The organism is Anaeroglomus insulsum, from assembly GCF_050689095.1.
Classification (GTDB): domain Bacteria; phylum Planctomycetota; class Phycisphaerae; order Sedimentisphaerales; family Anaerohalosphaeraceae; genus Anaeroglomus; species Anaeroglomus insulsum.
This window is the reverse complement of record NZ_JBOGCL010000010.1, coordinates 24,087-47,964: the sequence shown is the minus strand read 5'-3', so window position 1 is coordinate 47,964 and position 23,878 is coordinate 24,087. Positions and strand designations below refer to the sequence as shown.

Genomic DNA, 23,878 nt, shown 5'->3' with positions numbered 1-23,878 from the left:
AGGGCTTATGATGGCCGGCCCGGACAATCCGTATGTTATCCAGCAGCATACAACACCCGATGGCTGCCATTGGGATTTGATGCTGCAGCGAGGGGATTGTCTGTGGACATGGAGAATGCCTGTCTCGCCTGAACAGATCCTCAGCACGGCCTGCGTGCAGATGGAACGCATTGCTGATCATCCGCTGCGTTTTTTGTCTTATGAAGGGCCGGTTCAGAATCACACCGGCCAGGTGACAATTGCGGATCGCGGCGTATTCCGTTGGCTTTCAGACCAGCCTGAAGCCCTGTCCACCTGTTTCCATGGAACCATCCTACACGGGGTATTCACCCTCACCCGCCAGTCGGGATCTCGCTGGATGCTTGTCCGGCAGAATCCCATTTAACGCCGCAGCTCGGGTATATCCGGCTCCACATGAACCATCACATTGACCGGACGGGAAAGCTGTTCTATTAATTCTGTTTCCAGCGACTCGGCAATCTCATGGGCCTGGGTGATATTCAATAACGGATCCACCAGGATATGCACATCCAAAAACACTTCCCGTCCCACACTGCGTGTCCGGAGCTGATGCCACTGGCGAACACCCTGATGCGTATTTATGACGGTTTGAATCTGCTGGAGTGTTGCCGTATCCACGGCCCCTTCGGCCAATTCGCTGATGCAATCGCCGACGATTTTACACCCAACCATCACAATCATCAGGCCTACGGCAATCGCACCCAATTGATCGCCATGCGGATAGCCGAATTTCACTGCAACCGCACCAATCAGCACAGCTACCGAGCTGAACGCATCGCTGCGATGGTGCCAGGCATTGGCATAGGTTGCCGAACTATGGGTACGCTGGGCAGCAATCCGCGTGATTTGATAAAGATACTCTTTAAGTGCAACCGACAGCAGTGCAATCCAAATCACTGCTGTGCTGATTTGGATCTGTTCATTGCCGGTATGGTGCATGTAAGCAATGCCCTGGGCTCCCTCATAGATGAGCCACGCTCCGACTGCAATCAAAGCAGCGGCAACAAATGCCCCTGCAAAGGTTTCCAGCCGGCCATGTCCAAAGGGATGGGTGTCGTCCGGTTTTTTGGAACCCAAATACACACCCACCAGAAGCGCGATATCCGTTGCAAAATCCGACAGGGAGTGCACGCCATCGGCAATCAGAGAAAGCGATCCAACCAGATACCCGGCAATCAGCTTGACGATCATCAAGGCAATGTTGATACACATGCCTGTAAACGTAACACGTCGGATTTGTGCGTTGGCTGCTTCCAAGGCCAGTGTTTTTGTCATTTCAGGACTTCCCTGCACACGGATTCAATGGTCTCCAGATACCGTTTTGCGACAGCCGGGTCTTTGGTTTCTAAAATGATGCGCATAATCGGTTCGGTGTTGCTGGTGCGGATATGCAGCCAGCCGTCGGCAAAATCAAACCGACATCCGTCACTGGTATTGACCTGGGCATTCGGAAAAATACGCCTGGTTTTTTCAATGATTCGGCCGGCCTGCTCACGATTGGCGGCATATTTGGTCTTGTACATCGTATAGCCCCCCACCGCATCGGCCAACTGTGAAAGACTCTGGCCGGTCTGAGCCATCAACTGCAGAACCATTGCCATGGCCACCAGGCTGTCGCGAATCGGGCCAACTCGCAAATCAATCACCCCGCCATTGCCCTCTCCGCCAATCATACACTGGTTTTTGACCATTGCCTCGGCAACATGGGCCTCGCCGACCGGGGTTCGAATGACTCTGCCCCCCGCCTGGGCTGCAATATCATCGATCATCCGCGAGGTGGACAAGTTTGCCGCCGCGATACCGCCGGGATTTTGATCGAACATATACTTTGCAGCCAGAGCCAGTGTAAATTCTTCCCCGATATAGCGTCCTGTTTCATCGACAAGAGCCAGCCGGTCAGCATCCGGATCCTGGGCAAAACCGATATCCGCCTTTGCCTGAAGGACTTGCTGCCGGAGACTGACCAGATTTTGTTCAGTCGGTTCGGCACCGTGGGCAAACAGCCCCGTCGGCTCAGTATTCACCGGCGTCACCACACAGCCCAGCTTAGCCAGGAGTGCCAACCCTACAGGTCCCCCGGCCCCATTGACACTATCCAGCACCACCTTGTATCGCTTTGCGGCAATCTGCGAGGGATTGACAATCGACAGCACCTTGTCAATATGTACCGCGGCTGCACCAGGATTCGCACTCACTTGGCCGCAGTCCACAGAACAGACCCGGTCAAATTGCTTATCGAAATAAAGGCCGCGGATAGCCTCGGCTGTCGGTTTGGGGGGAGCGATTCCATTGCCCAGCAGGAACTTGATGCCGTTGTACGGCAGCGGATTATGGCTGGCGGTAATGACGACCCCGCCGCTGCATTGCAGATGTCGAAGCATAACCCCCACACCCGGTGTTGTGCAAATGCCCAAATCGATGACATCCACCCCCACCGATGCCAGTCCGGATGCCACAGCACAAAAGAGCATTGAGCCGGAAGGTCTGGAATCCCGGCCAATTGCCACCATGGGGCGTGGGCCGGATTGGCTGCGTTTTAGAAAAGTCCCGAATGCCGCACCATACTCGGCTGCGGTTTCCGGAAACATATTCTCGCCGATAATGCCTCGCATTCCGCTGATCGTAATGATCAATTCCTGTGACATCGCTAAATGCTCCTCGATTTCTCCAGAGTGATTTTCAGTTTTTCAACTAATTTTTCTACCTGTGGATCTTTCAGGGCCAATATATCCTTTAAGGCCTGGCCAATATGCGGCAGATAAGTTTCGATATAGCTGCGTTTGATCATTTCTTCCTTGATACGACGCTGTTTGCGGACATGCATGCCCAACTTGCGGCCGCATTCCTGGACCGCCAGTTTGATTTCCTTGATGATTTCCGGATAATGGGCCACCGCCTCCTTGCTTTCTGAGGTAAACGGCACCCAGACGGATGCGATATGCACCATCAGCATCACCGGTCCCGAGGGCAGCGCTCCGCGGCTTTGCCCCAGCCCATAGCTGCGCCAGTTGACGTCCAGCACGGCCTTATAAATCGCACAGGCCGACTGCTGATAGAGCAGCGGCACACGGTTGGCAAAACGAACCAGCCGCATCAATTGATCTTTTTCTTCTTTTTCGGCAGGCATTCCCGCCTCTTCCTCTTCATCTGTTGGGCTTGTTTCAGAGGCATCCCTGCAGCCATACGCCAGAGCCGCCTCGACGAGGAAAGGATTGCCGCGATACACAGCGGGCTTGCGGGTGCAGCTGGTATAAAATTCCGCATCCACCACCCGCCTGAGGCCGTCAATCAGTTTCTCTTCACCGATCGGGCCGATACAATCCGTCGGAGGGGCCATCAATTTGGTCGAATTAATCACATTATGAAGACGTTCTGCATCTTTGATGGTCAGATCGCAGGGTTTCATATTGACCGACAGTTTGGATTTTCTCAGGAGGTCTTCAGCAATCGCCTGACTGATCCGCGAAAAATCCGATCGCAGAAATTCCCGCATAGTCTTGGCTTCGGTCTGCCGGGCCATCTTGAACAAGACCCCCACTTCCACGCCATACGGATGCGGCTTGATTTCCACCGGGATAAACGGCATCTCATTGCTTTGCCGGGGATAGTCGTAGGTTTTCCCGTCAGGTGCGTGATAGGTAAATGACGCATGAGGGTTGGCAATGGCTGTCTGGGCCAGGTATTCATCAATACTTTGCTTGCCCTTCTGATAGCGACCCTCCATGGTAATGGTGACGCTGGTGCCATGAGGCAGATCGAACTCGCATTCTTCGTCCAAAATCACTTCCGGGCGATTTTTGGTTGTATCAATCTGAACATGATAATGATTGGCCGGCTTTTTGCTGCTGGTCCGGGTCATAATCTGCACCGGTTCGCCGGTGGTCAAAAGGCCGTACATGCCCGCGGCGCTGATGCCGATGCCCTGCTGACCACGACTCATTTTCAGCGAATGGAATTTACTGCCGTACAACAAGCGGGCAAAAATATTGGGAACCTGTTTGGCCACAATACCAGGTCCGTTATCCTTAACTGTCATCCGAAATTTATTCTCACTGCCGTCAACCGGGGCGATGGTCACGATGATATCCGGCAGAATATGGGCTTCTTCGCAGGCATCCAGCGAATTATCGACAGCTTCTTTGACGGCGGTCAAGAGGGCTTTTCGTGGATTATCAAAGCCCAGCAGGTGGCGGTTTTTGGCAAAAAATTCACTGACACTGATATCCCGCTGTTTGGCCGCCATCGACTCAGCGGTTGCAGCCTCACTTTTTCGCCGGCGTGATGGTTTTGATGCGGTCTCAGAAGCCGCCGGCTGCTCCGACTCTTCCTTTTCCATTAGAGCTGTTTGCGATGCGGTATCAGGGGCTTTGGGTTGAATTGCTTCTTGCCCGGCCCCCTCAAAATCAAATCCCAACTGGCTGTCCGGGTTGCCTTTTTTTGTGCGTTTCGTTCCATCCATAATGCGATACTAATCCTACTTGCTATGTTCCGGCTCGTTGCGGCTAAATTCAGCAGTTCCCGCAGTATGCTCGTTGTTTTTTTGCGGAATTACCATCCCTGCCGGGGTTGCTATTCCAATCCCGTAATCAGCTCGCGACAAGCCGGATTCTGACACATCTTATCGTTGTCATTGAGCCAATACGGCATGCCATTAAGTACATTCAGGCCGGACCGGTGGGTTCAATGATATCCATCCACCGGCCCGGCCTGTCTGAAACATCTGAATTAAGACTGTACCCCCTCACCCGCCTTAATACAATTTACACACATACACTTCGTTGACAAAATCCATCGTCTTCAATTCTGCAACAGCCTTTTCATCGAGCTGTTTGTTGAGGCTGACAGCAAGAAGAGCCTTGCCTTCTTCAGCTTTATGGCCGACTCCCATCGTGTTGATGTTGATGCCGTATTTACCCAGCAGTGTACCCACGGCGCCGATGACACCCGGCTTGTCTGCATTGAAGATAATCATCATGGTACCCTCGGGGGTGACTTCCACCGCAAAGCCATCAATGTCAATGATACGCAGCAGCTTGCTGCTGTACACGGTACCCCGAATGGTACGTTTGACCTTGTCAGTTTCCACGGTTGCCGCAAAACTGGATTCAAGGTCTTTGATGTCCGGATTCTTGGTGATATCCACACTGATACCGCGTTCCTTAGCCAGCATCCCGACATTGACTATATTGACCACCGTATCAAAGTGAGGCTGAAGCAATCCAATCGTAAACGACGTCGCAATCGGCTCAACCTGTTTTTCGGCGATGGCTCCACGGAATTCCACCTTGGCATTTTTGATATGCCCCGGTGCCAGGGCGCTCATCAGCGTACCGATACGCTGAGCCAGATCAGCATAGTAACAGACAATCGGTGCTGCCGAACCCAGCGACGGAGCATTCACCGCATTGCGAATCGGTCCGCCCCGCAAGGCATCCACCAGAATCTGGGCTGCTTCGACTGCAACCTCAATTTGCGCCTCTTCAGTGCTGGCACCCAGGTGCGGAGTGACCAGACAGGTCGGCACGTCCTTGAACCGCATATTTTCCGGGGGTTCCTTGGAGAACACATCCAATGCCGCTCCGGCAATCGTCTTGGACAGCAGGGCATTATACAGATCGTCTTCGTTAATAATCCCGCCGCGAGCACAGTTGATCAGCCTGCACGTCGGTTTCATCATTTTCAATTCTTTGGCTGAAATCATATTCAGCGTGTTTTCGTTTTTCGGGACGTGCACCGTGATATAATCGGCTTCACGATAGATCTTTTCCAGATTATCGACAATTTCCACCCCCAGCGATTCGGCTTCTTTCGGAGCCGCAAAGGGATCAAACCCCAGAATCCGCATGTTGAACCCTTTGGCCATCTGCGCGACCGCCATACCGATACGCCCCAGACCAATCACACCCAGCGTCTTATTATTTAATTGATTGCCCTCAAAGCTTTTGCGATCCCACTGGCCGCTTTTGAGGCTGTTACAGGCCGCGACGACATGTCGGCTCATCGCCAGCATCAAGGCCATGGTGTGTTCAGCGGCACTGATGGTGTTGCCGCCAGGAGTATTCATGACAATAATGCCTTTCTTGGTGGCCGCTGGGATATCGACGTTATCTACGCCGACTCCGGCCCGGGCGATCCCCTTGAGTCGGCCGGGATTGGAAAGAACCTTGGCGGTGACTTTTGTTCCGCTTCGGATGATTAAACCGTCGTACTCGCCGATAGTCTGCGCCAGCTCGTCTTCGCTAAGCCCCAGGCGAACAACCGGTTCCACATCATCCATTGCCTTCAGAAGGTCGATACCCTCCTGTGCCAGTTTGTCGCTGATCAGGATTCGTAACATGTTCGGCATCTCCTAATAAACATCTTGCTGGATCATTTCATTCAGTCGTGAACGCTCTTCGTCCACCCTGTATTCCGTCTTACGACACGCATAAAAATTGCGGACAATACAATGCGCTGTTGCCGCACAGAGGCGAGAGACTATCGCATCCCTGCCCTGATTCATCATTTCAATTGCCACGTCCGTTTCTAAACCATCGTTACTGGCCGGCCATAGAAGCTGCCCGGATTTGGCATCGAGCAGTACGGCCCGGCTGACCAGCCTGCCGCTATATATGGTATTCGAATGATGGTTGATGGTTTCAAAGGATTCTGCCCGGATATACAAAACCAACCCGGCACCGGCCTTTTCGGCAAGTGTCTCAGGCCGGACAAAAAAATCCCTCTGACCCTCCACCGAGGACCCGATAATCACATTCTTTTTTTGGATACCTCCTTTTTGGTGAAGCGCTGTCCCAACTGTCCGAGCCAATAAATCCGCAGTCGCGATTTCAAGTCCGCTGGAAGGGGTCGGCTCCACCCAGACGTAAATTTTCTGCGACTGCCGGGACTTCAGATCGAACTCAGGTTTGACGGTTTGTTCAAATGCGCTGGGACTGCTCAAAAAACCAAATATATTACACCCGCCTCCGGTAAATAAAAGAGCCACAGATACAACCATGAGGTGAATCCCGGATTGGCGTCTTCGATCTATCTTAGTGTTCTTCATGTATTGTCAGACGACTCTGTTCCATTGCCTGATTGTCAGTCAGGTCCGTTTCACATACAATTCGTTTCATATCATCGTTTGTTTAAAAGGCACCCACATAAGTGCGGATGAGCGTTGCCACCCAGCCCAGCAGCATGACCACGCCTGAACAGATCAGCACATATTTCCAGAAACGAGGGTTCAATAATACCTGCCATAGCCGAAAGTGTATCCCAAAAACAGCCGTATGTAAAGCCAAAATCCATACGATCACGCTGACGACACAAAAAACCATGGCTGCCGGCTGCAGCACAAACGACCGCCTGATATCCCCTGTGACAAATGCCTGGGCCGAGTGTGTCCATCCGCACCCCGGACACGGCAGCCCATAGCGCTGCTTGAATCCGCAAACCCCCAGTACGGACTGTGGGTGAATGATACCCTTTTCCGCCAGCCAGAGGAAGGCCCAGACCCCAGAAATTCCGGCAAAAATAGCCAATCCAATCAGTCTTTGTGTAAAAATCGGTTTTTTTGTACGATTTGTTTGTTGGAAATCTGTCATACTGCGGCTAAAATAGACCCGTATCATAGATTTGTCAAGGTGAAAGGAGTCTGATGGAATTAACTCCCCTGCTACTGAAGAAAATTGTAGATACTGCCTCGCAGGCTGCTATTCTGGCCGGCAAGAAGGCTGTTGAGGAGCTGACGCATGTCACCAGTTCCCTCAAAAACCCCACCGAGGTGGTTACTCAGGCGGACCCCCTATGTCAGGACATCATTATCCAGTATATCCGCAACGTGTTCCCAACCCATGGAATTCTTGCCGAAGAAGGCCCAAATGCTGCGATGCTGATTGAAGCCCCGCGGGATAACTCGGATATCTGGTGGATCATTGATCCTATTGACGGGACCAATAACTACGCCCACGGCCTGCTGTGTTTTTGTGTCAGCATCGGTGTCATTCAAAACGGAAGTCCTGTTGCAGGCGTTATTTATGATCCGTGCACAGACTCTCTTTATACGGCAGCTTCAGGCCTTCAAACCACCTGCAACGGCAAACCAGTCTCTGTAAGCCATGATAAAATAAGTAAAATATCCAGTTTTGCCTTTGACAGCCATTTCGACCCGTCCGTAGAGCCGGCAGTGCATCAGATGCTTCGCCTGACACGAGCTCGCAGTGTCGGTTCGACCGCTCTGCACTTGGCGTACTTAGCCAAAGGAGCAATTATCGGGACTTTTACTGTATCGGCAAGGCTCTGGGACATCGCAGCCGGAGTCATTCTGATTCAGCAAGCCGGCGGGATTGTAACAACCTTGGATAGGCAGGCGGTATTTCCTATCGATATTGGCAATTATCATTCAGAGCGATTCCGTCTGCTGGCAGCCAATCCCGAAATCTACTCCGATTTGGCAAGAATCTTTGAAACAACCCATTCTTAGGTCCAGTCTTGTATTAAAACAAAAAATCACTTTTTTCCTCCAAGGAGGTAACCCATGCGAAAACATCTTTCTCAATGGAAACCACTGGGCTTGTTAGTCCTGCTGTGTGTGTCTGGAATTGCAGGATTTGCAGCAGAAAATGTCTCAACAGCACCTGCAAAAGATCCCCTGCTGGAGCTATTGCCGTCCGAGTGCCCGATTTGTGTCAGAATCAACGCTTTCCAGACCTCGCTGGGGCAGTTAGACCAGTATCTTACCGGGGTTAATCCAATGCCGATGACCCTTTCGATGATAGCTACCGGCTATGCGGCCGGGATTTTCGGTGATCCGATGATGACCGGGCTGGATATGCAAGGGAGTATCGCTATGGTTGCGATGCAGACAAATCCATCGAACAAGGCCTTGTTTATCTCCTTTTTGGTGCCAACCACAACCACCGACCAATTTCTCAAATCCAATAAAAATCTGTCCACACCAGATGCGGATGGAATTTATACCCTGCAAGTCGAGAATTCCCCTGTTGGCAACCTGATTTTATGTCCTATGGCGGATAAGAAATATCTTTTAATTACTCGCCAGGAAAATAAAGATGATCTTCTGGCAGCCAGTAAACTCATCCAAGAGAAGAAAGCTGCTCTTGCTTCTCGATTTAATGCCTCACTTGCCAAATCATCGCAAACTCAACCGGTATGGGCTTATGTTAATATAGACAAGATTTATACTCTGTATAAAGACTATATTGATCGGGGGATTCAGGAAGTTCAGGTTTCCGTTTCCGAACAGGCAGGCGGCGAAGCGGGGACTGCCATGCAGCCGAAATTAGAGGCTGTGTTTGAGATGCTGCAGTATTTTGCCGGTCAGGCGGATTGGATGACGCTGTCTCTGACGCCCTCGGCCAAGACACTCCAGGCAGAAACCGTGTTCTCCGCGAAAGCTGGTTCAGAACTGGCAGGTATGCTCAAACCGGCAGCAACGGCCGGAACACCCTGGCAGACCGCCGGCTATTTGAATGGGCCGGCTGCGGTCAAATACCTGATGCGGTTAAACAAACCGCTCTTGGAACAAATGAGTGCCCGCATTATCGATATTCTTATTAAAACCTCAACGGAAGCGGAAAAAGTTGAGCTCGAAAAGTGGAAGCCGCTAATCAATAAATGGTTTGTTGCTTATGGCAATGAAATCGCCGGCAGTTTTTCGTACCGAGCGGGAACACCTCCTTTTGAATTCAGCCAGATCGTTCAAATCACCGATGCCAAGGCTGTTAATGCGCTCCAAAAAGAAACCATTGAACCAATTAATTCCATTTACTCCTCGATGGGTTTGAATATGGATGTCACGTATGCCGCATCCGTTGAAAAGTATAAAGGCACAGATATTGGATTATATCAGTTCAAATTCAAGGGAGATGACGCTACATCCGGTGCCATTGAATCCCTGTATGGCAAACAGGGCCTGCAATATCCACTGGCGACGACGTCTGACCTTTTCATGATGTCGTTTGGGCCGGATGCCATGAATCAGCTTAAGGCAATGCTTGATAATCCCAAAGCAGGCCCTGCGACCGGGGAAATTAAGACTGCCCTGGATGCTATTCCCGACAGCAGCAAGGCGGAATTCGTGATGTCGGCCAATATCCTGAGCCTGCTGAAAGGCATGATGGATATGGCCGGCCAGTTCACCGCCGAAAGCGGCATGGAGATGCCCGATTTCTGGAACGGCGTCTCAACGAAAACCACCAGCAATCTGTCTGCGGCGGCATTTGTGGAACCCGGCCAGATTCGCGGCGTCATGGTATTACCCAAAGAACATCTGTCTGAGGTTGTCCAGGCTTTTATGCAGATTCAGCAAAAGCAGATGGCTTTTTATATGCAGCAATCGCAACAGGGCGGACAGGCTATGCCGTTTGGCGGTCAGGGTGAGGCCGAAGAAGAATATGAGGATCCGATGCTCAAAACCATCGGCACTGCTGTTCCGGAAATGAAAATGAAGGATTTAGCTGGCAAGGATATTGTGTTATCCAGCCTGAAAGGCAAACCGGTTATCCTTGATTTCTGGGCAACCTGGTGCCCCCCCTGCAAAGAAATGATTCCGCTGATTATTGACCTGCGAAAGCAGCATCAGCCCGATAAGCTGGTCATCATCGGAATTTCCAATGAATCCGAAGCCAAACTCAAACCGTTTGTCGAAAAGGCCGGGATTAATTATCAGATTGTCTCGTATTCCAATGTTCTGCCCGCACCCTTTGACGCGATTACCAGCATTCCGACGATGATCTTTATCGACTCCGACGGCGTCATCCGGGATGTACTGATTGGCACCCATGAAGCCAAGGATATCAATGCTTCGCTCGGAAAAATAATGAAGCCGTAATCGCATTGCATCAGGAGCAACGCAAAAGCCGAAGGTCTGATAAGCCTTCGGCTTTTTTTAATGCCCCCTCCCTCGCGTGTATTTTTGTTCAGCGTGGATCCGGTACCGGATGCAGAGCAACCAGCCGAGGGACATCGCCTTTCTGCCAGACATTGCTGCGGTCGAAAATGGCAATCATACGCCGCTGCGGGCCGTCGGTGCCAAGCCGGACCAGAATATAAGCCGTGAACGTATCGCTGCGAACCGTAAAGATATTGGCCAGACGATTGAACACCCAGTATTGTTCCTCGTAATCGTTTTCAATCCCCATGTCACCTACATTTGTGGATCCGGGACCGAAGTACTTCTGCATGTCAGCAGCCAGTGAGGGTTTGATGCTGCCATCGACCAAATCGCTTAATTTGGTATAAGGTCGGCCGTCTACAATCTGTTTCGCCAGGGTAACCGGATTAATCTTAATCCTCCATGCCGAGTCGCTGGTGGTTATCACCAGGTTAGGCGGAATTGCCGCGGCAATGACATATTGCGGGGCCGTATTGATATTGATGCGTCCCGGCAGAATACCCGTATCGCTGTTCATTGTGCACAGATATCTGAGCATGCGAGCATCTTTGACCGGATTAAAGCGAATGGCAGACTCGTCCGCGGCTTTGGCGACCAATTCGGTAATGGCATTGGGATCAGGCGCCAGCGAGGTATTAGAGACAAAGCTGATTCGCTGGAAATCCGCAAGACGATTCATAACCAGATTTTTATTATTGGCAACAGGCAATGGATACCCCTGACGCCCCACCACGCTCACGTTGTTAGCAGTACCTAATGTGGGAGTATTATTGTTGACATAAGCAAGCTTGTTGGTGAATTTCCAGGCCGTATCCTGGCGATTGGTGGAACGGACCCCGTCGCCCGTCATCAGAAATGTTTTTTGAGCCTCTGTAATTTCATCCACAACGATATGCTGTCCTGAATTGGCCGGATCCGGACGCTGAAGATAAAGTCCGTCCAGCAATGCGGTCATAAGCCCCATTCCCGGGCGTTCCAGTTTTGCACCAGTTCCGGATATTTGCATGGATGCAGGCAGGCTTCCCGCGTAAACCGTCAACCGGCCCGGGGAAAGCTCTGAACTTGCAGCCGGAATGGACATATCATCAAAGAAATAATTGTCTGTCCCGATTCGAATGGTCCAGCCATCGGGTTGACGACCAAGTTTTATCTCCATCGGATAAGGATTAACCAGTTCGACGGCAAATCCGAGTGCTCTGTCGGCCCTGGTATTATAATTGGTACAGACTTCCGAGATAAACGGCTGCATCTCATAACCATAGATCGTATCCGACGCCGCCAGGCCAAAATCAAAAGCCGTCATATTGGTGATGTTGTTTCCGGCATCCACCTCGTCAATCAGCCGGTCAATAATGGTCTTGGTGAAAAAAGTGGGATTGCTATTGATCTGCGAACCATACAAGGGATCGCTCAAAGGACCGGTTGCGGTATCACTCATATCATCCAGATAATCGATCATATTGGCGGTAATCTGGGCGGCCTTGCGGGCAGCCAGCAGTTTACTCTCAGCCGGATTGACATTCCCCGCCTGATAATCATAAAAATAGCAGTCACGAAGTGCATACAGCACGTGCAGGATATTGATTTTGGCGGTTTTTGTATTGGATGTAATATCCAATTTTCCCAGATTCACCGGGCGTCGATTGAGCGGGCGGAAATACTCTTCCACCGTGCTGCGATTTGCCGTGGGTACTGTACTCAGTGCCGCATCCAGCAAAAGATAACGTCCGCTGCGAATATTCCGGTCAAAGCTGTAGGTCGTGCAGATATGTCGGCGGTCGTATTTGTAGCTGTTGTTGTAATACTCAGAGCCCGATGCCTTCATCTGGCCGTCCGCTTCCCAGACATTGAAATTACGGTAGTCAATCCGCCATTTCCACGGGGCTAAATTGGGAACCCCGTTATCCACGGAACTATCCCGAGGAATCTGCAAGGCGGCATAGTCGCCCCCTCCGGCATCCAGTGTATAATTGGCGACATCCTTACTTTCAATTCTGGCCTCAGTCCCGCTGGTCAGGATAAAGCGGTTTCGCAATTCCAGTTCATCCCCGATATCAAACAGGCGATACGAGCTGCCCATGGTCCCCATATTTTCCAGCAGAATCTGCACCTGGGGAGGAAATTGCTGTGAGGTGAGCATGCCCCCCGAAAACACACCAAAATTTTTCGCTGTAAAAATATTATACCACCCGCTGTTTTCTGTCTGACTGAGCGTACTGTTCAGGTCACTTCCTCGTAACAAAGGCAGATAATTGATTTCCGCCAGATACCGTCCGCCGTCAGCCCAAAAGGAGCCGCCATAAGCAATATACCAGGGCTTTTGGAACGGACTGGCTGGCTTGGCGGAATAGGGCTCCTGATAAAAGCAATAGGCCGTATTCAGGTTCAGCATGGCGCAATTATCGATAATTCGTACCGCCGCATAGACCGGTTCCCCCCGGACGGTGGTTACATCGGGCAGTACGATCCACATACTGTCAGCCACGCCATCCCCGTCGGCATCCGCCTGTTTCCCGGCTGCCACCGAAGATGCAGCAGGATACTCGGGAATGGTATTGCTGCCGTCCTTAATGACCTGATCCCATTGTTTGCCCCCGGCCTTCGACAGGCTTCCGGTCAAATCGGTAACATATTCCCAGCGATACCAGTCATCATTCTGGTTGGTGGCATCCCGCTGATCCGCCAGCTTCGGTTCCAGACTAGCCAGCCAGGGGTCTGCAATCGGATGATCATACGCTTCGGTACCGCTGGTTTCATCGAGCAGTTGTCCTGAGGTTCCCAGCAAATCGTCCGTCAGAGTCTTGCTGATCAGGGCCACCACAGACTGCACCGCATGGTCCAGGTTGCGGTTGTCGGCCACATTCGAGGACGTGATATCCCGGACGCGAGTGACCATCACAAACATCACCCCCACCACCGCCAGCAGTGTGGTGACTACCACCACCAGAATCAGTGCCGATCCGTCCCTGAATCGATTGTTTTGTCTTGATGCCTGCATATCTGCCTCGTCGCTTCCGCTGTCTGCTAATTATTCAGATAGACAATGTGAGTAAACGTCTTGCCGTCCGGAAAAACACCTTTGGAATCATAAATCGTAAAGGTGAATTTCAGTGCCCGGATGTTGGTAAATCCCTCAGCAACATGAAACCACCCGCTGGTACGGGACTGAAAAGTGGAGGTGTACTGATACGTAGTATTGACCTTGTAATAATAGTATTCCCCCCACTGGTTGGAGGCTGTAAAATCGGTTGCCTCCGGATACCATTTATAAGTCGAAGCGGCCGAATCCCACTTTGCCCTCTGTACCGCAAAACTGCCAACCCCCTGCGACAAAATCATATGGAGCGACTGGCCGTCGGCGGCGGACAAATCCACGCCGGGTCTGTTGTTAAAACAGGTCAGAATATAATGTGAAGCGTTTGCGGGATTATCCAGAATTATCCGCCAGTCCGCAAGGCTCAGATTATCGTATTCAAAGACATCATTGCCATACAAAGTCTTATCTTTCCAGGCAACAAAAGAGGCCGTAAACATGGAAGCCGTCGGAAATACATTACCCTCAGGCATCTGCAGCTGCGTCATCAGATGGCATCGTCGGGCCAGAATCTGCTGGGTCCCGAGGCTGCGTGCATCGGGCACAGTTCCCTTATAAGATCGAGTTGCCGTGCGTTTCTTTTCCAATAAATCTATGGATACATTATTCGCCTGACCATAATAAATTCGTGCGGTGTTGCCTTCCAGGGCGGTCGTAGCGGAGGTCGCATCTGTTTTTTTATAATAAGTCCACTGCCGGGAAGTTTGAAATACCCCATTGGCAAAAAACTGGATCTGATCGTATCGTTTGCGGGTTACGGGGTCATATTCATACCAGATCGCCACCGGCATATCATTTCGCAGCCCGCGAAAATCCATATCGAGCTGTTCGGTCACCGCCCGCATTCGTGCCATGATTTCGGTCGTTGCCGCAGCTGTCCGATGGGCCTTGACCGCTGCCGAAAACACGACCCCGGAGATTGCCACCAGGATCACCAGCAAAGCCATCGCCACCAAAAGCTCAATGATTGTAAAGGCTTTTTTCATAATGTTCGTCTAAAATTCCAGAAGCCGCTGATAGACTCCAATGCACGGATTTCGTGTACTGCCCGCTGCCGGGGGGACAACCCAGACAATATTAGCTTCAGACTCCGCATAATCCCGATCCAGGACAAGCAAGTCCCGAACCACATTATCCGAACTTTTGATTTCCACCACACGATACAGTGCCCCCGTGCGGCTGACCAGCAGCACACTGCCTTCGGTGAAAAACCGATATTCGGTATTGTTCGGCATCGCCGGCTTGATCTTGAGGGTCTTGCTGGCGATTTTTTTTTCAATCTGAACCGAGACCGGCTCGGGCCATTTTCCCACAGCAAGCCGCTGGGAATGATTCGGGTCATAATAGAGGGCATTCTGGGACAATAGCCGGCTGACAAAAACCGTCGTCTGAAGTGTGGTATCGCTGATTTTCCGAACCATCGCCGACCAGTGATATTTCTTTTCCAACGCCCCGCTCACCGACGGATACCACCGTTCATCGCCGGGCAGCAGTGATGGATACATCAAATTCAGGTTGGCACTTTCCGTCGCAGGTACCGAGGCCGGTTTGATGACCGATGACAGCGGGCCGGCGGGGCCATCCGGATCTTTGCCAAAAAGCTGAATTTTGGCAAACGCCTCGCTGGCTGCCGTCGCTGCCGCTGTACGTTCCGTGGCCGTACTGGTCAGCTTGACCCCGACTGGAAAGACCATGGCAATCATCACCAGACCAATCGCCAGCACCCCCGTCGCCAGAAGCACTTCCGTCAGAGAAAATCCATTATGTCGTAATCGCTGCTTCATAATTATTTCTTAATCAGCTCACCTGTATAGGGATTGACTGAATCCCGAGTCAGGAATTGCAGATAGTTCGTCCACGGTTTGGCACTGTTTTTCTGCAGTTCTTTTTTGTCGTAGATTCGGAATGCCGAAACACTGTCTTCTTGGCCATAGCCATCGGTGGGATAATCATCCTGGACAAATTGCGCCTTGCCGGCCAGAACATTGGGCTGTGTGTTAAAAACCCGGTCGGTGCTGGTATGATCGGTTTTGCCATCCCGATTGCGGACTCGAACCGGATGCAGCACAAACTTGCCGGACGCATTAAACACCACCGAAAACGTACTGGCCTGATTCATCCCTGCAGCCGAGGTCAAATCCGCATCGGTATAATTACCGTCGGCAATCACCCCCACCGTCTCCGGCAGCGGTATCGGTTTTTTGTTGTCCACCGCCCGGAAACCATTGGCAAGCCCGGTAGCCGACGGATCATGGATAATGAATGTCAGATACGTATTGCCCTCGACATCCCGCTGAAACCGGACGCCGGCATACTTCTGCTCACGAATCGCAATCGCCCTGGCATTGGCCAGCGCCGCATCAATCACGCTGCCGGGCCCCACCGACTGCTCCAGCGACCGGCTCAGTTCTTTGGCTGCCGGAATCGAAACCGCCAGGAGAACGGCGATGATCGCTACCGTCACCAGGACTTCCGTCAGCGTGATTCCATGATTGCTGTGGTTCTGCTTCATTCTCACTTCACTTTCTTTTCCGCATCCGCGAAAAAGAGATGACCTGCATCCGTTTGGTTTAATCGCATCCCCGGACCAGCCGGCGGGTATTATTTTTCGTTTTCATCGATGTTATAGACATCATCCGGCGACCCATATAAGCCATCCGCACCGGCACTGAGCAGAATAAACGACTGAGCCCGGTAGGGACGCTGGGGCGTCGTTGCACTGGGCGGAAAGTTGGGATTGGCTATCCGCTTGTAAAACAATTCGCGATCGCTGGCCATGGGGTGAATTTCTTCCGTTGGCGTCACGTACGCAAAAAATGGATAATTATGATTTACATTATAGATCGCATCCGACGATGTATTTGTCTGATCCGTCCCCAAGGTGGTAGGCCGGAACAGGACTTTCGTTGTGTCTGCACGATAATACAAGATCGGCATCCCTGTTTTCTTGCCGGTGGTTCTGTTGTATACTGTACCAAACATATCGGCCAGGACATAGGTTTCCCTCGCGACAATAGAAGTGGGAAACTTTGAATTGTCTGGATAAATTGAACCCAGCTTAACCGCGTTGGATTTTTCCAATTCCAGATAAGGCCCCTTGCGGACCTTGAGATTTTCAGCGGCGGTCTGCAGCGTTCCATTAAGGACTCCATTGACCGTATCGTAAATCAGTTCCGGACTTCCATCACCATTAAAATCTGCTTTACCGTCACTTTGCCAGGCACTCTTGGGGTGATAGCCGAACCCGTCCCAGCCGACCATCGCCTCGGCCAGTTTCTGGGCGCCGCAATAGCCGGTTTTATTATCGTTACCTAAGAAGGTGTACTCCGACGGCGGATAATCCCCCGTATCCACCCGGAACGTCTCCAGCCCGACTTCGATGGCATGAAACTGGGCCTTCTGTTTGACCATATGGGCCGTTTCCCCGATTTTTTGGATGGCCGGAATCAGCAGGCTGATCATGATCGCGACAATCGCCAGAGCAGTCAGCATTTCCAGCAGTGTGAATCCGCGTATTTGCTTGTCTCGTTTCATTTTTCTCTCCGTTACACTCACGGTTTATTAGGACGCCGCCGGCAGGCAGCTCCATTAGTAATTAAAATTGGTAATATCGTCTTTAGTGCCGTACACCCCATCATAGCCAGCCGAAATCAGAATAAAGGTACTGGCATTGAACGGTTTATAAAAATTCCTGCCCGCATCCGCCGTTTGAGTAATATGTTCATAAAACCACTGGGCTCGTTGTGCATCCGTAGTCTTGTCTGGAGCATTGGGGTTAACAAAATCCATATCAGACAAAGCAGGATCGGACAAGACCGGAAGCCTGACTAATTCATAATTGTCATAATAATTATAAACCCATTTTTCGGCCTGCTGGGCGGTCGGATTGGTCACCAGATTTCTCTGGCTGTCGATCCGGAAGGGCTTGCTCTCGTTGGCTCGATAATACAGCACCGGCAGACCGACTTTGATGGATTCGCCGTTAAGGTTTATCTGATTCTTGTTAAAGACATCGGTAATGACGGGAGACCGGGAATCCGCCTGCTGAGGGGTCGGATTTGGGAGGGATGGGTAAATATTGGTACCGGCACTGCCGCCCCACAACTCCAGAATCGTGTAAACCCCGCTGTATTTGAACTCCACATACGGACCTTTGCGGCGGCGAAGACTGGCCTGTACCGAAGCATCATACAGATCGTCCGGAACCAGCGGATTATAATTTTTGTCGTTGGGAGGATACCAGCCCGTCTGAGGCTCAACACCATACCCATCCCGTCCCACCAGGGCCTCAGCCACCCGCTGGGCGCCGCAGATCACCGGGCCGCCGCTGACAGGTATCTGATTCGAAAACGGATAGCCATCGAAATCCTTGGCAAACAACTCCAGCCCGATATCCATCGCCTTCAGTTCCGCTTTCTGCCGCAGGTTCTTGGCGGTGATGGTGGCTTTGCGCAATCCCACAGCCATTATCCCAACCAGCATGGCAATGATTGCAACCACCGTCAGCAGCTCAATCAGCGTGAACGCTTTTTTATTCAATTGTTTTGGAATCCGTTTCATCTGGTCTTCCCTGTTTTATTCGTTTTGTTTTCTCGCCTCGGCGGCATAGCCGCCTGTATACTCATTGATTGCTCAGATCGTCAGAAGTCCCGAAAAGTTTATCCGGCCCGGCCGACATAATCTTCGGATACGGGTAATGATCCAGATACTCATACTGTAAACTTTCACCCCAGGCATCGATAAAGTAAGGTACGCTAATCCCCCCCATGTCCATTTTAATCTGATGACCATCTGCATCCAGAGTGGTTATCATTCGATCCGACAGCGTATCCAGAATCGCCTTACTGTCGCCGCAGCGATTCAGAAAATAATACAAGGCAGCACTGGAAGCAGCGTTCCAAACTATTATCTGCTCATCTTTATCTTTTTTGGTTAAGATTCCAGCGGTAACATTCGCCGTCAAATCTGCTTCGAAATGTTTTACAGTATACAGATCGGCAACGGCGTCCCCATTTTCATCCCTGTTCTTAAATGGAAACACCCGGTACTGCTCATGGTACTGCTCCAGGGCGGCATCAATAATCTGGATTGTACTTTGGGTCAACTGTATCCCGGCACGGGTGCGCAGATATTGCCCCGTTCCGGCCAGAGCCCCCACCAGGATCATAATAATGGCCAGCGTGATAAGGACTTCTATCAATGTAAAGGCGTTTTTACGCATTCCTGCATCAATCCGGCAGACCTGTTTCTGCTGTCTGTCTTGACTTGTTATCTGCTGTTCCGCATCTGTTTTGTCCGGATGCGTTCGGACCCTCGGCGAGAAATAACGTCAATTGTTCCCCCGGTTGACATTATTTCATAGATGACTCAATGACCTGTCTATTTCTGATGCTGTCAGCACAAGCTCCCCTTCTGCCGCCGACAGGTCAAAATATCGCTTGTGTTCCGTCCTTACTGCTGGCTGCCCTTTTCGAAGTTAAAGATATCGTCGGAAGTTCCATAGAGCTCATCCTTGCCCGCCGAGACCAGAATATACGAATCGGCCCGGTAGGGACGAAGGATGCCTCTGGGATTGGCAGCCGTGACAGTGGATTGCTGAACCTGCTTGTTGAGAATCATATTCTCGAAATTTTCATAGGCAGAGCCGGTGACAGTACCGGTAACCGATTCCAATTCATGTCTCTCGGACGCATCGGTTGTCCCCAGGCAGACAAGGGCGCGATTGTCATCGTAATTGTAGATATCATTTGTATAGTTGCCATCGACAGTGAAATCCTGGAGGGTATAATTGATGCGTGCCTTGAAGTACAGAATCGGCATTCCTGTTTTTTTGCCCGAAGCACGGTTTTTGGCATAGACATCACAGAGCACATAATTGGTACCCAAAAAGGTCCCGCTGGCTCCACCCTGACTGGCAGAAAGGTTTGTATTATACACATCCTGCATACGAAAAGCATTGGCGTTTTCCATATCGATGTACTTCTTGCGGGCCTTGATATTTTCATCCCGGCTCTTTTCGGATTCCGTCCCAGCCTGAATCCCGTTGTTGGTATCATAGACCCAGGCATAGGCATTAAATGTGGGATTCTGGAAATAATTGTACCCATCGGAACGGAACCCCGAACGCGGATGGAAGCCCAGCAAATCCCAGCCCACCATCGCCTCGGCCAGTTTCTGGGCACCGCCATAATTCATATTATCCGCCTGTAAGGGGGCAGCTGGGGTAGGTGTACTGGCTCCACGATTATCATACGAATCCGGATAAGAACCGAAATCGGTCTTGAACATTTCCAGGGCGACATCGATACTGTGGAACTGTGATTTCTGCTGAACCTGCTTGGAATAATCCTTGACCTGATTCAGGGCCGGCACCAGCAGGCCGATCAGGATGGCAATAATCCCCATCACCGTCAGCATTTCCACAATGGTAAAGCCTTTATTTTGACCTGTTCTTTTCATCGTTTTTCCTTTCTCATCAATTATGGCAAGTATTGCGTTATGTTTTTGTCATCGCCGGGCCAGCCGGTGATATCCTTATTCGTATTACATCAGCACCTGAATCATCTTGACCATCGGCAGGAACATGGCCAGCACAATCGTGCCGACCATTCCACCCAACATGATAATCATAAGCGGTTCCAGCAGGCTCATCATGGAGCCGACCAGTACGTCCGCTTCTTCATCAAAGTTGTCTGCAACCTTCATCAGCATTTTATCCAGATCGCCTGTTTCTTCACCCACATCCACCATGTTGACGACGATGGAGTCCACCGTCTTGCTCTGACGCAGGGGGTTGGCGAAGGTATCGCCCTGACGAATAGCCGCCTGGACCTTGCCGAGCATTCTGGAATACACCTCGTTGTCCGCGGTTTCCCGGGTGATATTGATGGCTTCCAGAATCGGTACGCCGGCGCTAATCAGTGTTGCCAGTGTACGGCACCAGCGGGCCACTGCGGTTTTATAGACCACCTTCTTCACGACCGGCAGGCGAAGCTTAACCCAGTCTATGGCAAACCGCCCCGCCTTGAACTGACGAATAAATTTAAAAAATGAAAATACAATAAACGGCGAAACAGCCACCATCCCTGCATTCAAGCCTTTTCGCCCCAGCAGCCATTTGCTGATATTCAACAGGGCCTGCGTCAGTGCCGGCAGACCCGCCCTGCCATCGGACATATCCGCAAGCACTTCCGAGAAAGTCGGCACGATAAAAATCATCAGCCCCAGCACGATGAACAATGCCGCCGTCATCACGACCGCCGGATATACCATGGCCCCTTTGATCTTGGATTTAAGCTTTTCAGCCTTTTCCATAAAATCCGCAACACGGGCCAGAATCACGTCCAGCACGCCGCCGACTTCACCCGCGGCTACCATGTTTACAAACAGACGGTTGAAGCAGCGAGGATACTTGCCCAGCGCCTCCGACAGCGTCGAGCCGCCTTCAATATCATCCGCCACATAACCAATAATCCGTTTGAAGGGGCCTTTTTTCTGCTGTTCTTCCAGAATACGCAGGGATCGCAGAATCGCAAGACCCGCGTCCTGCAGGGTGGACAGCTGCCGGGCAAACTGTGTTACCACCTTGATTTTAATTTTCTTATTGGCCCCCTTGCGTTTCGGGGCCGCCGCCGCGGCTTTTACGGCTACTTTCTTGCCGGCTCCATGTGCCTTGACTTTGGTTGGAAACAGCCCTTTATTGCGGATTTTACTGATCGCCTCTTTACTGCTCAGAGCCTCGATCTCCGCTTTCACCTCATTGCCTTTGGCGTCCAGCGCCACATATTCAAAAGTAGGCATCGTGCACCTCCATTATTCTTCTGCCGCAATGGTTTCGCGGGCAACTTCATCAATCGTCGTGATACCGTCATAAATCAGCGCCAGGCCATTTTCACGCAGGGTCTTCATCCCGGCACGGCGGGCGGCCTCACGCAGGACCGACGTCGAAGCGTGATTCATAATCAAATCGCGGATTTCATCATTGAATACCATGATTTCATAAATGCCAGTACGCCCTTTGTAGCCGGTATTATTGCAGTGTTCACAGCCTCGGCCGTAATAGAGCTTTTTGCCCTTGATGTCTTCGTGCGTCAGTTCCAATTCCATCAGTTGTTCTTCCGATGGGGTATATTCGGTCTTGCAGCGATTACATATCTTGCGAACCAGACGCTGAGCAATAACACCTTCCAGGGTTGCTGTCACCAAAAAGGTTTCCAGACCCAGATCCAAAAGACGTGCAATGGTGCTGGGAGCATCATTGGTGTGCAGTGTGGTAAACACCAGGTGCCCGGTCAGAGAAGCCTGAATAGAGATCTCCGCGGTTTCAAGATCGCGAATTTCACCGACCATACAGATGTCCGGGTCCTGACGCAGAATCGACCGCAAACACCGGGCAAAGGTCAATCCAATTTCCGGACGAATCTGAACCTGAATAAGGCCATCAATATCATATTCCACCGGGTTCTCGGTGGTAATGATTTTCGTGTCAATGGTATTGAGTGCCTTCAGACAGGAATATAAGGTTGTGGTTTTGCCGGAACCGGTGGGGCCGGTTACAATCACAATCCCGTTGGGTTTATTGATGAGCTGATTGACCATATCCAGCTCGCGGGGACGCAACCCCAGCATATCCAGCCGCAAATCCACCTGGGTCCGGTCCAAAACACGAAGCACAACACTTTCACCAAACATCGTCGGCAATACGCTGACACGCAGGTCCACCGGATTGCCGCCAACCACCAGGGGAATACGTCCATCCTGCGGCAAACGACGTTCGGCAATGTCCAGATTGGCCATAACCTTAATACGGCTGGATAAAGCGACTGCAATGCTCTTGGGAGGCGGCACCATTTCATACAAAACCCCGTCAATACGATACCGCATCTTGAACTCATCTTCAAACGGCTCAAAATGAATATCCGACGCCTTCTCACGAATCGCCTGGAGAAGGACATGATTCAGCAGCTTCTTGACCGGGCTGGACTCTGCCAGTTCCTTAATGTCTTCCAGGTCAATACTCTCGCCCCGTCCCTCAAACTGCTTGAGGGTCTGGTCTCCTTCGATTTCACCGATCAAGTCGCCCAGTCCTTCTTTGTCCTCTTTATAATACTTGTCCAGGGCTGCGGTCAAAGCGTCCGGATCGGTTACTTTTGACTCGACTGAAAACCCAAGCAGCGTACTCAAATCATCTGTGGCGCGGAAGTTGTCCGGATTATCAATGGCGACAGTAATGCGATTGCTGGATTTGTCATATTTAAGCGGGAATATTCGATAAGTCCTGGCCATTTGTGATGGAATCTGATCAATCACGGCCTGTGGGATTTCCTGCCCTTCCAGGTCCACATATTCCATCCCTCGTTGTCCGGCCAGGGCAATGCGTAAATCTTTGGGTTTAACAAACCCCTTTTCAACAAAAACTTCACCGAGCTTGACCTGTCCTTTACGCTCCTCTTGAATCTTAAGGCATTCGTGGACTTTCTCTCGGGTCAGTAATCCCATCTTGATCAGGATGCGACCAATCGTTCTGCCTTTTAATTCACTAACCGGAGGTATTTTAGCCATTTCATTCACTCCTGAGCCTTACCCGTTAAAGGTCTCTATTTTATTATAGGTCATTAAAATTGATTCGGCAAACAAATATGCACGGTGACACTTGGCTTAATTAACAATTGTTCTCATTTTTCCTTAAATAAGGGCTATTTAAATAAAAACAAGGTTTTTCAATTGGACTTCGGAAGACTTTTATAGCATTTATTTTTAAAAAAATTAGTTAGACACGTGGCATAATTTACATACATATAAATTCATAATTCGTTTTTTTACAAAAAAAGGCCGATTATGTCGGCCCTTTGAGAACCAAGATGAAA

General features: G+C 50.9%; 19 protein-coding genes. 3 read left to right on the top strand and 16 right to left on the bottom strand.

The annotated features are described in order from the left end of the window. The first annotated feature begins 7 nt into the window (after positions 1-7). Positions 8-385 (top strand): DNA polymerase ligase N-terminal domain-containing protein, encoded by a 378-nt coding sequence (locus ACQ9LF_RS09835; protein WP_462489225.1) that lies wholly within the window; start codon positions 8-10, stop codon positions 383-385. Here the strand turns inward: ACQ9LF_RS09835 and ACQ9LF_RS09830 are convergent. The 6 genes from ACQ9LF_RS09830 to ACQ9LF_RS09805 form a co-directional block, all read right to left on the bottom strand. Then, on the bottom strand, positions 382-1,296 hold the full coding sequence (locus ACQ9LF_RS09830; RefSeq protein WP_462489224.1) for a cation diffusion facilitator family transporter: 915 nt from the start codon (positions 1,294-1,296) through the stop codon (positions 382-384). The two genes, ACQ9LF_RS09835 and ACQ9LF_RS09830, sit on opposite strands and share 4 nt — an antisense overlap. After that, the gene (gene glmM / locus ACQ9LF_RS09825) at positions 1,293-2,666 is read right to left on the bottom strand and encodes a phosphoglucosamine mutase (protein ID WP_462489223.1); all 1,374 of its coding nucleotides are present in this window, start codon (positions 2,664-2,666) and stop codon (positions 1,293-1,295) included. Before glmM ends, ACQ9LF_RS09830 begins: the two co-directional genes overlap by 4 nt. A gap of 2 nt (positions 2,667-2,668) precedes the next feature. Continuing rightward, positions 2,669-4,480 carry a DNA topoisomerase VI subunit B gene (locus ACQ9LF_RS09820; RefSeq protein WP_462489222.1) on the bottom strand — a complete coding sequence of 604 codons (1,812 nt, stop codon included), beginning with the start codon at positions 4,478-4,480 and terminating at the stop codon, positions 2,669-2,671. A 291-nt stretch (positions 4,481-4,771) separates the two neighbouring features. After that, positions 4,772-6,358 (bottom strand): phosphoglycerate dehydrogenase, encoded by a 1,587-nt coding sequence (gene serA, locus ACQ9LF_RS09815; protein WP_462489221.1) that lies wholly within the window; start codon positions 6,356-6,358, stop codon positions 4,772-4,774. A 12-nt stretch (positions 6,359-6,370) separates the two neighbouring features. Continuing rightward, positions 6,371-7,018 carry a hypothetical protein gene (locus tag ACQ9LF_RS09810; RefSeq protein ID WP_462489220.1) on the bottom strand — a complete coding sequence of 216 codons (648 nt, stop codon included), beginning with the start codon at positions 7,016-7,018 and terminating at the stop codon, positions 6,371-6,373. Positions 7,019-7,148: 130 nt separating this feature from the next. Continuing rightward, entirely contained in the window at positions 7,149-7,544 is a 396-nt protein-coding gene (locus ACQ9LF_RS09805) for a DUF2752 domain-containing protein (protein ID WP_462489219.1), read from the bottom strand. 116 nt (positions 7,545-7,660) lie between these two features. On the opposite strand from ACQ9LF_RS09805, the gene ACQ9LF_RS09800 reads away from it, so the two are divergent. Both ACQ9LF_RS09800 and ACQ9LF_RS09795 read left to right on the top strand, forming a co-directional pair. Continuing rightward, positions 7,661-8,485, top strand: a complete 825-nt coding sequence (locus ACQ9LF_RS09800; protein ID WP_462489218.1) for an inositol monophosphatase family protein — start codon at positions 7,661-7,663, stop codon at positions 8,483-8,485. Between the two features lie 54 nt (positions 8,486-8,539). Continuing rightward, positions 8,540-10,855, top strand: coding sequence for a TlpA family protein disulfide reductase (locus ACQ9LF_RS09795; RefSeq protein ID WP_462489217.1), 2,316 nt, complete (start codon positions 8,540-8,542; stop codon positions 10,853-10,855). 88 nt (positions 10,856-10,943) lie between these two features. Here the strand turns inward: ACQ9LF_RS09795 and ACQ9LF_RS09790 are convergent, their stop codons facing one another. The 10 genes from ACQ9LF_RS09790 to ACQ9LF_RS09745 form a co-directional block, all read right to left on the bottom strand. Continuing rightward, the gene (locus ACQ9LF_RS09790; RefSeq protein ID WP_462489216.1) at positions 10,944-13,916 is read right to left on the bottom strand and encodes a hypothetical protein; all 2,973 of its coding nucleotides are present in this window, start codon (positions 13,914-13,916) and stop codon (positions 10,944-10,946) included. Positions 13,917-13,942: 26 nt separating this feature from the next. Continuing rightward, a complete protein-coding gene (locus tag ACQ9LF_RS09785; RefSeq protein WP_462489215.1) occupies positions 13,943-14,998 on the bottom strand; it encodes a prepilin-type N-terminal cleavage/methylation domain-containing protein in 1,056 nt (351 codons plus the stop codon). 9 nt (positions 14,999-15,007) lie between these two features. Next, the gene (locus tag ACQ9LF_RS09780; protein ID WP_462489214.1) at positions 15,008-15,796 is read right to left on the bottom strand and encodes a type IV pilus modification PilV family protein; all 789 of its coding nucleotides are present in this window, start codon (positions 15,794-15,796) and stop codon (positions 15,008-15,010) included. A 2-nt stretch (positions 15,797-15,798) separates the two neighbouring features. Beyond that, positions 15,799-16,524, bottom strand: coding sequence for a prepilin-type N-terminal cleavage/methylation domain-containing protein (locus tag ACQ9LF_RS09775; RefSeq protein WP_462489213.1), 726 nt, complete (start codon positions 16,522-16,524; stop codon positions 15,799-15,801). A gap of 89 nt (positions 16,525-16,613) precedes the next feature. Next, on the bottom strand, positions 16,614-17,546 hold the full coding sequence (locus ACQ9LF_RS09770) for a type II secretion system protein (protein ID WP_462489212.1): 933 nt from the start codon (positions 17,544-17,546) through the stop codon (positions 16,614-16,616). A gap of 54 nt (positions 17,547-17,600) precedes the next feature. Further along, positions 17,601-18,572: a type II secretion system protein gene (locus ACQ9LF_RS09765; protein ID WP_462489211.1), complete on the bottom strand. Its 972-nt coding sequence runs from the start codon at positions 18,570-18,572 to the stop codon at positions 17,601-17,603. Between the two features lie 61 nt (positions 18,573-18,633). Next, complete coding sequence (locus ACQ9LF_RS09760; protein ID WP_462489210.1) at positions 18,634-19,233, bottom strand: type II secretion system protein; 600 nt, start codon at positions 19,231-19,233, stop codon at positions 18,634-18,636. A 230-nt stretch (positions 19,234-19,463) separates the two neighbouring features. Beyond that, positions 19,464-20,471 carry a type II secretion system protein gene (locus ACQ9LF_RS09755; RefSeq protein ID WP_462489209.1) on the bottom strand — a complete coding sequence of 336 codons (1,008 nt, stop codon included), beginning with the start codon at positions 20,469-20,471 and terminating at the stop codon, positions 19,464-19,466. A gap of 84 nt (positions 20,472-20,555) precedes the next feature. Continuing rightward, positions 20,556-21,812, bottom strand: a complete 1,257-nt coding sequence (locus tag ACQ9LF_RS09750; RefSeq protein WP_462489208.1) for a type II secretion system F family protein — start codon at positions 21,810-21,812, stop codon at positions 20,556-20,558. Between the two features lie 12 nt (positions 21,813-21,824). Beyond that, positions 21,825-23,573 (bottom strand): GspE/PulE family protein, encoded by a 1,749-nt coding sequence (locus ACQ9LF_RS09745; RefSeq protein ID WP_462489207.1) that lies wholly within the window; start codon positions 23,571-23,573, stop codon positions 21,825-21,827. Positions 23,574-23,878: the final 305 nt, after the last annotated feature.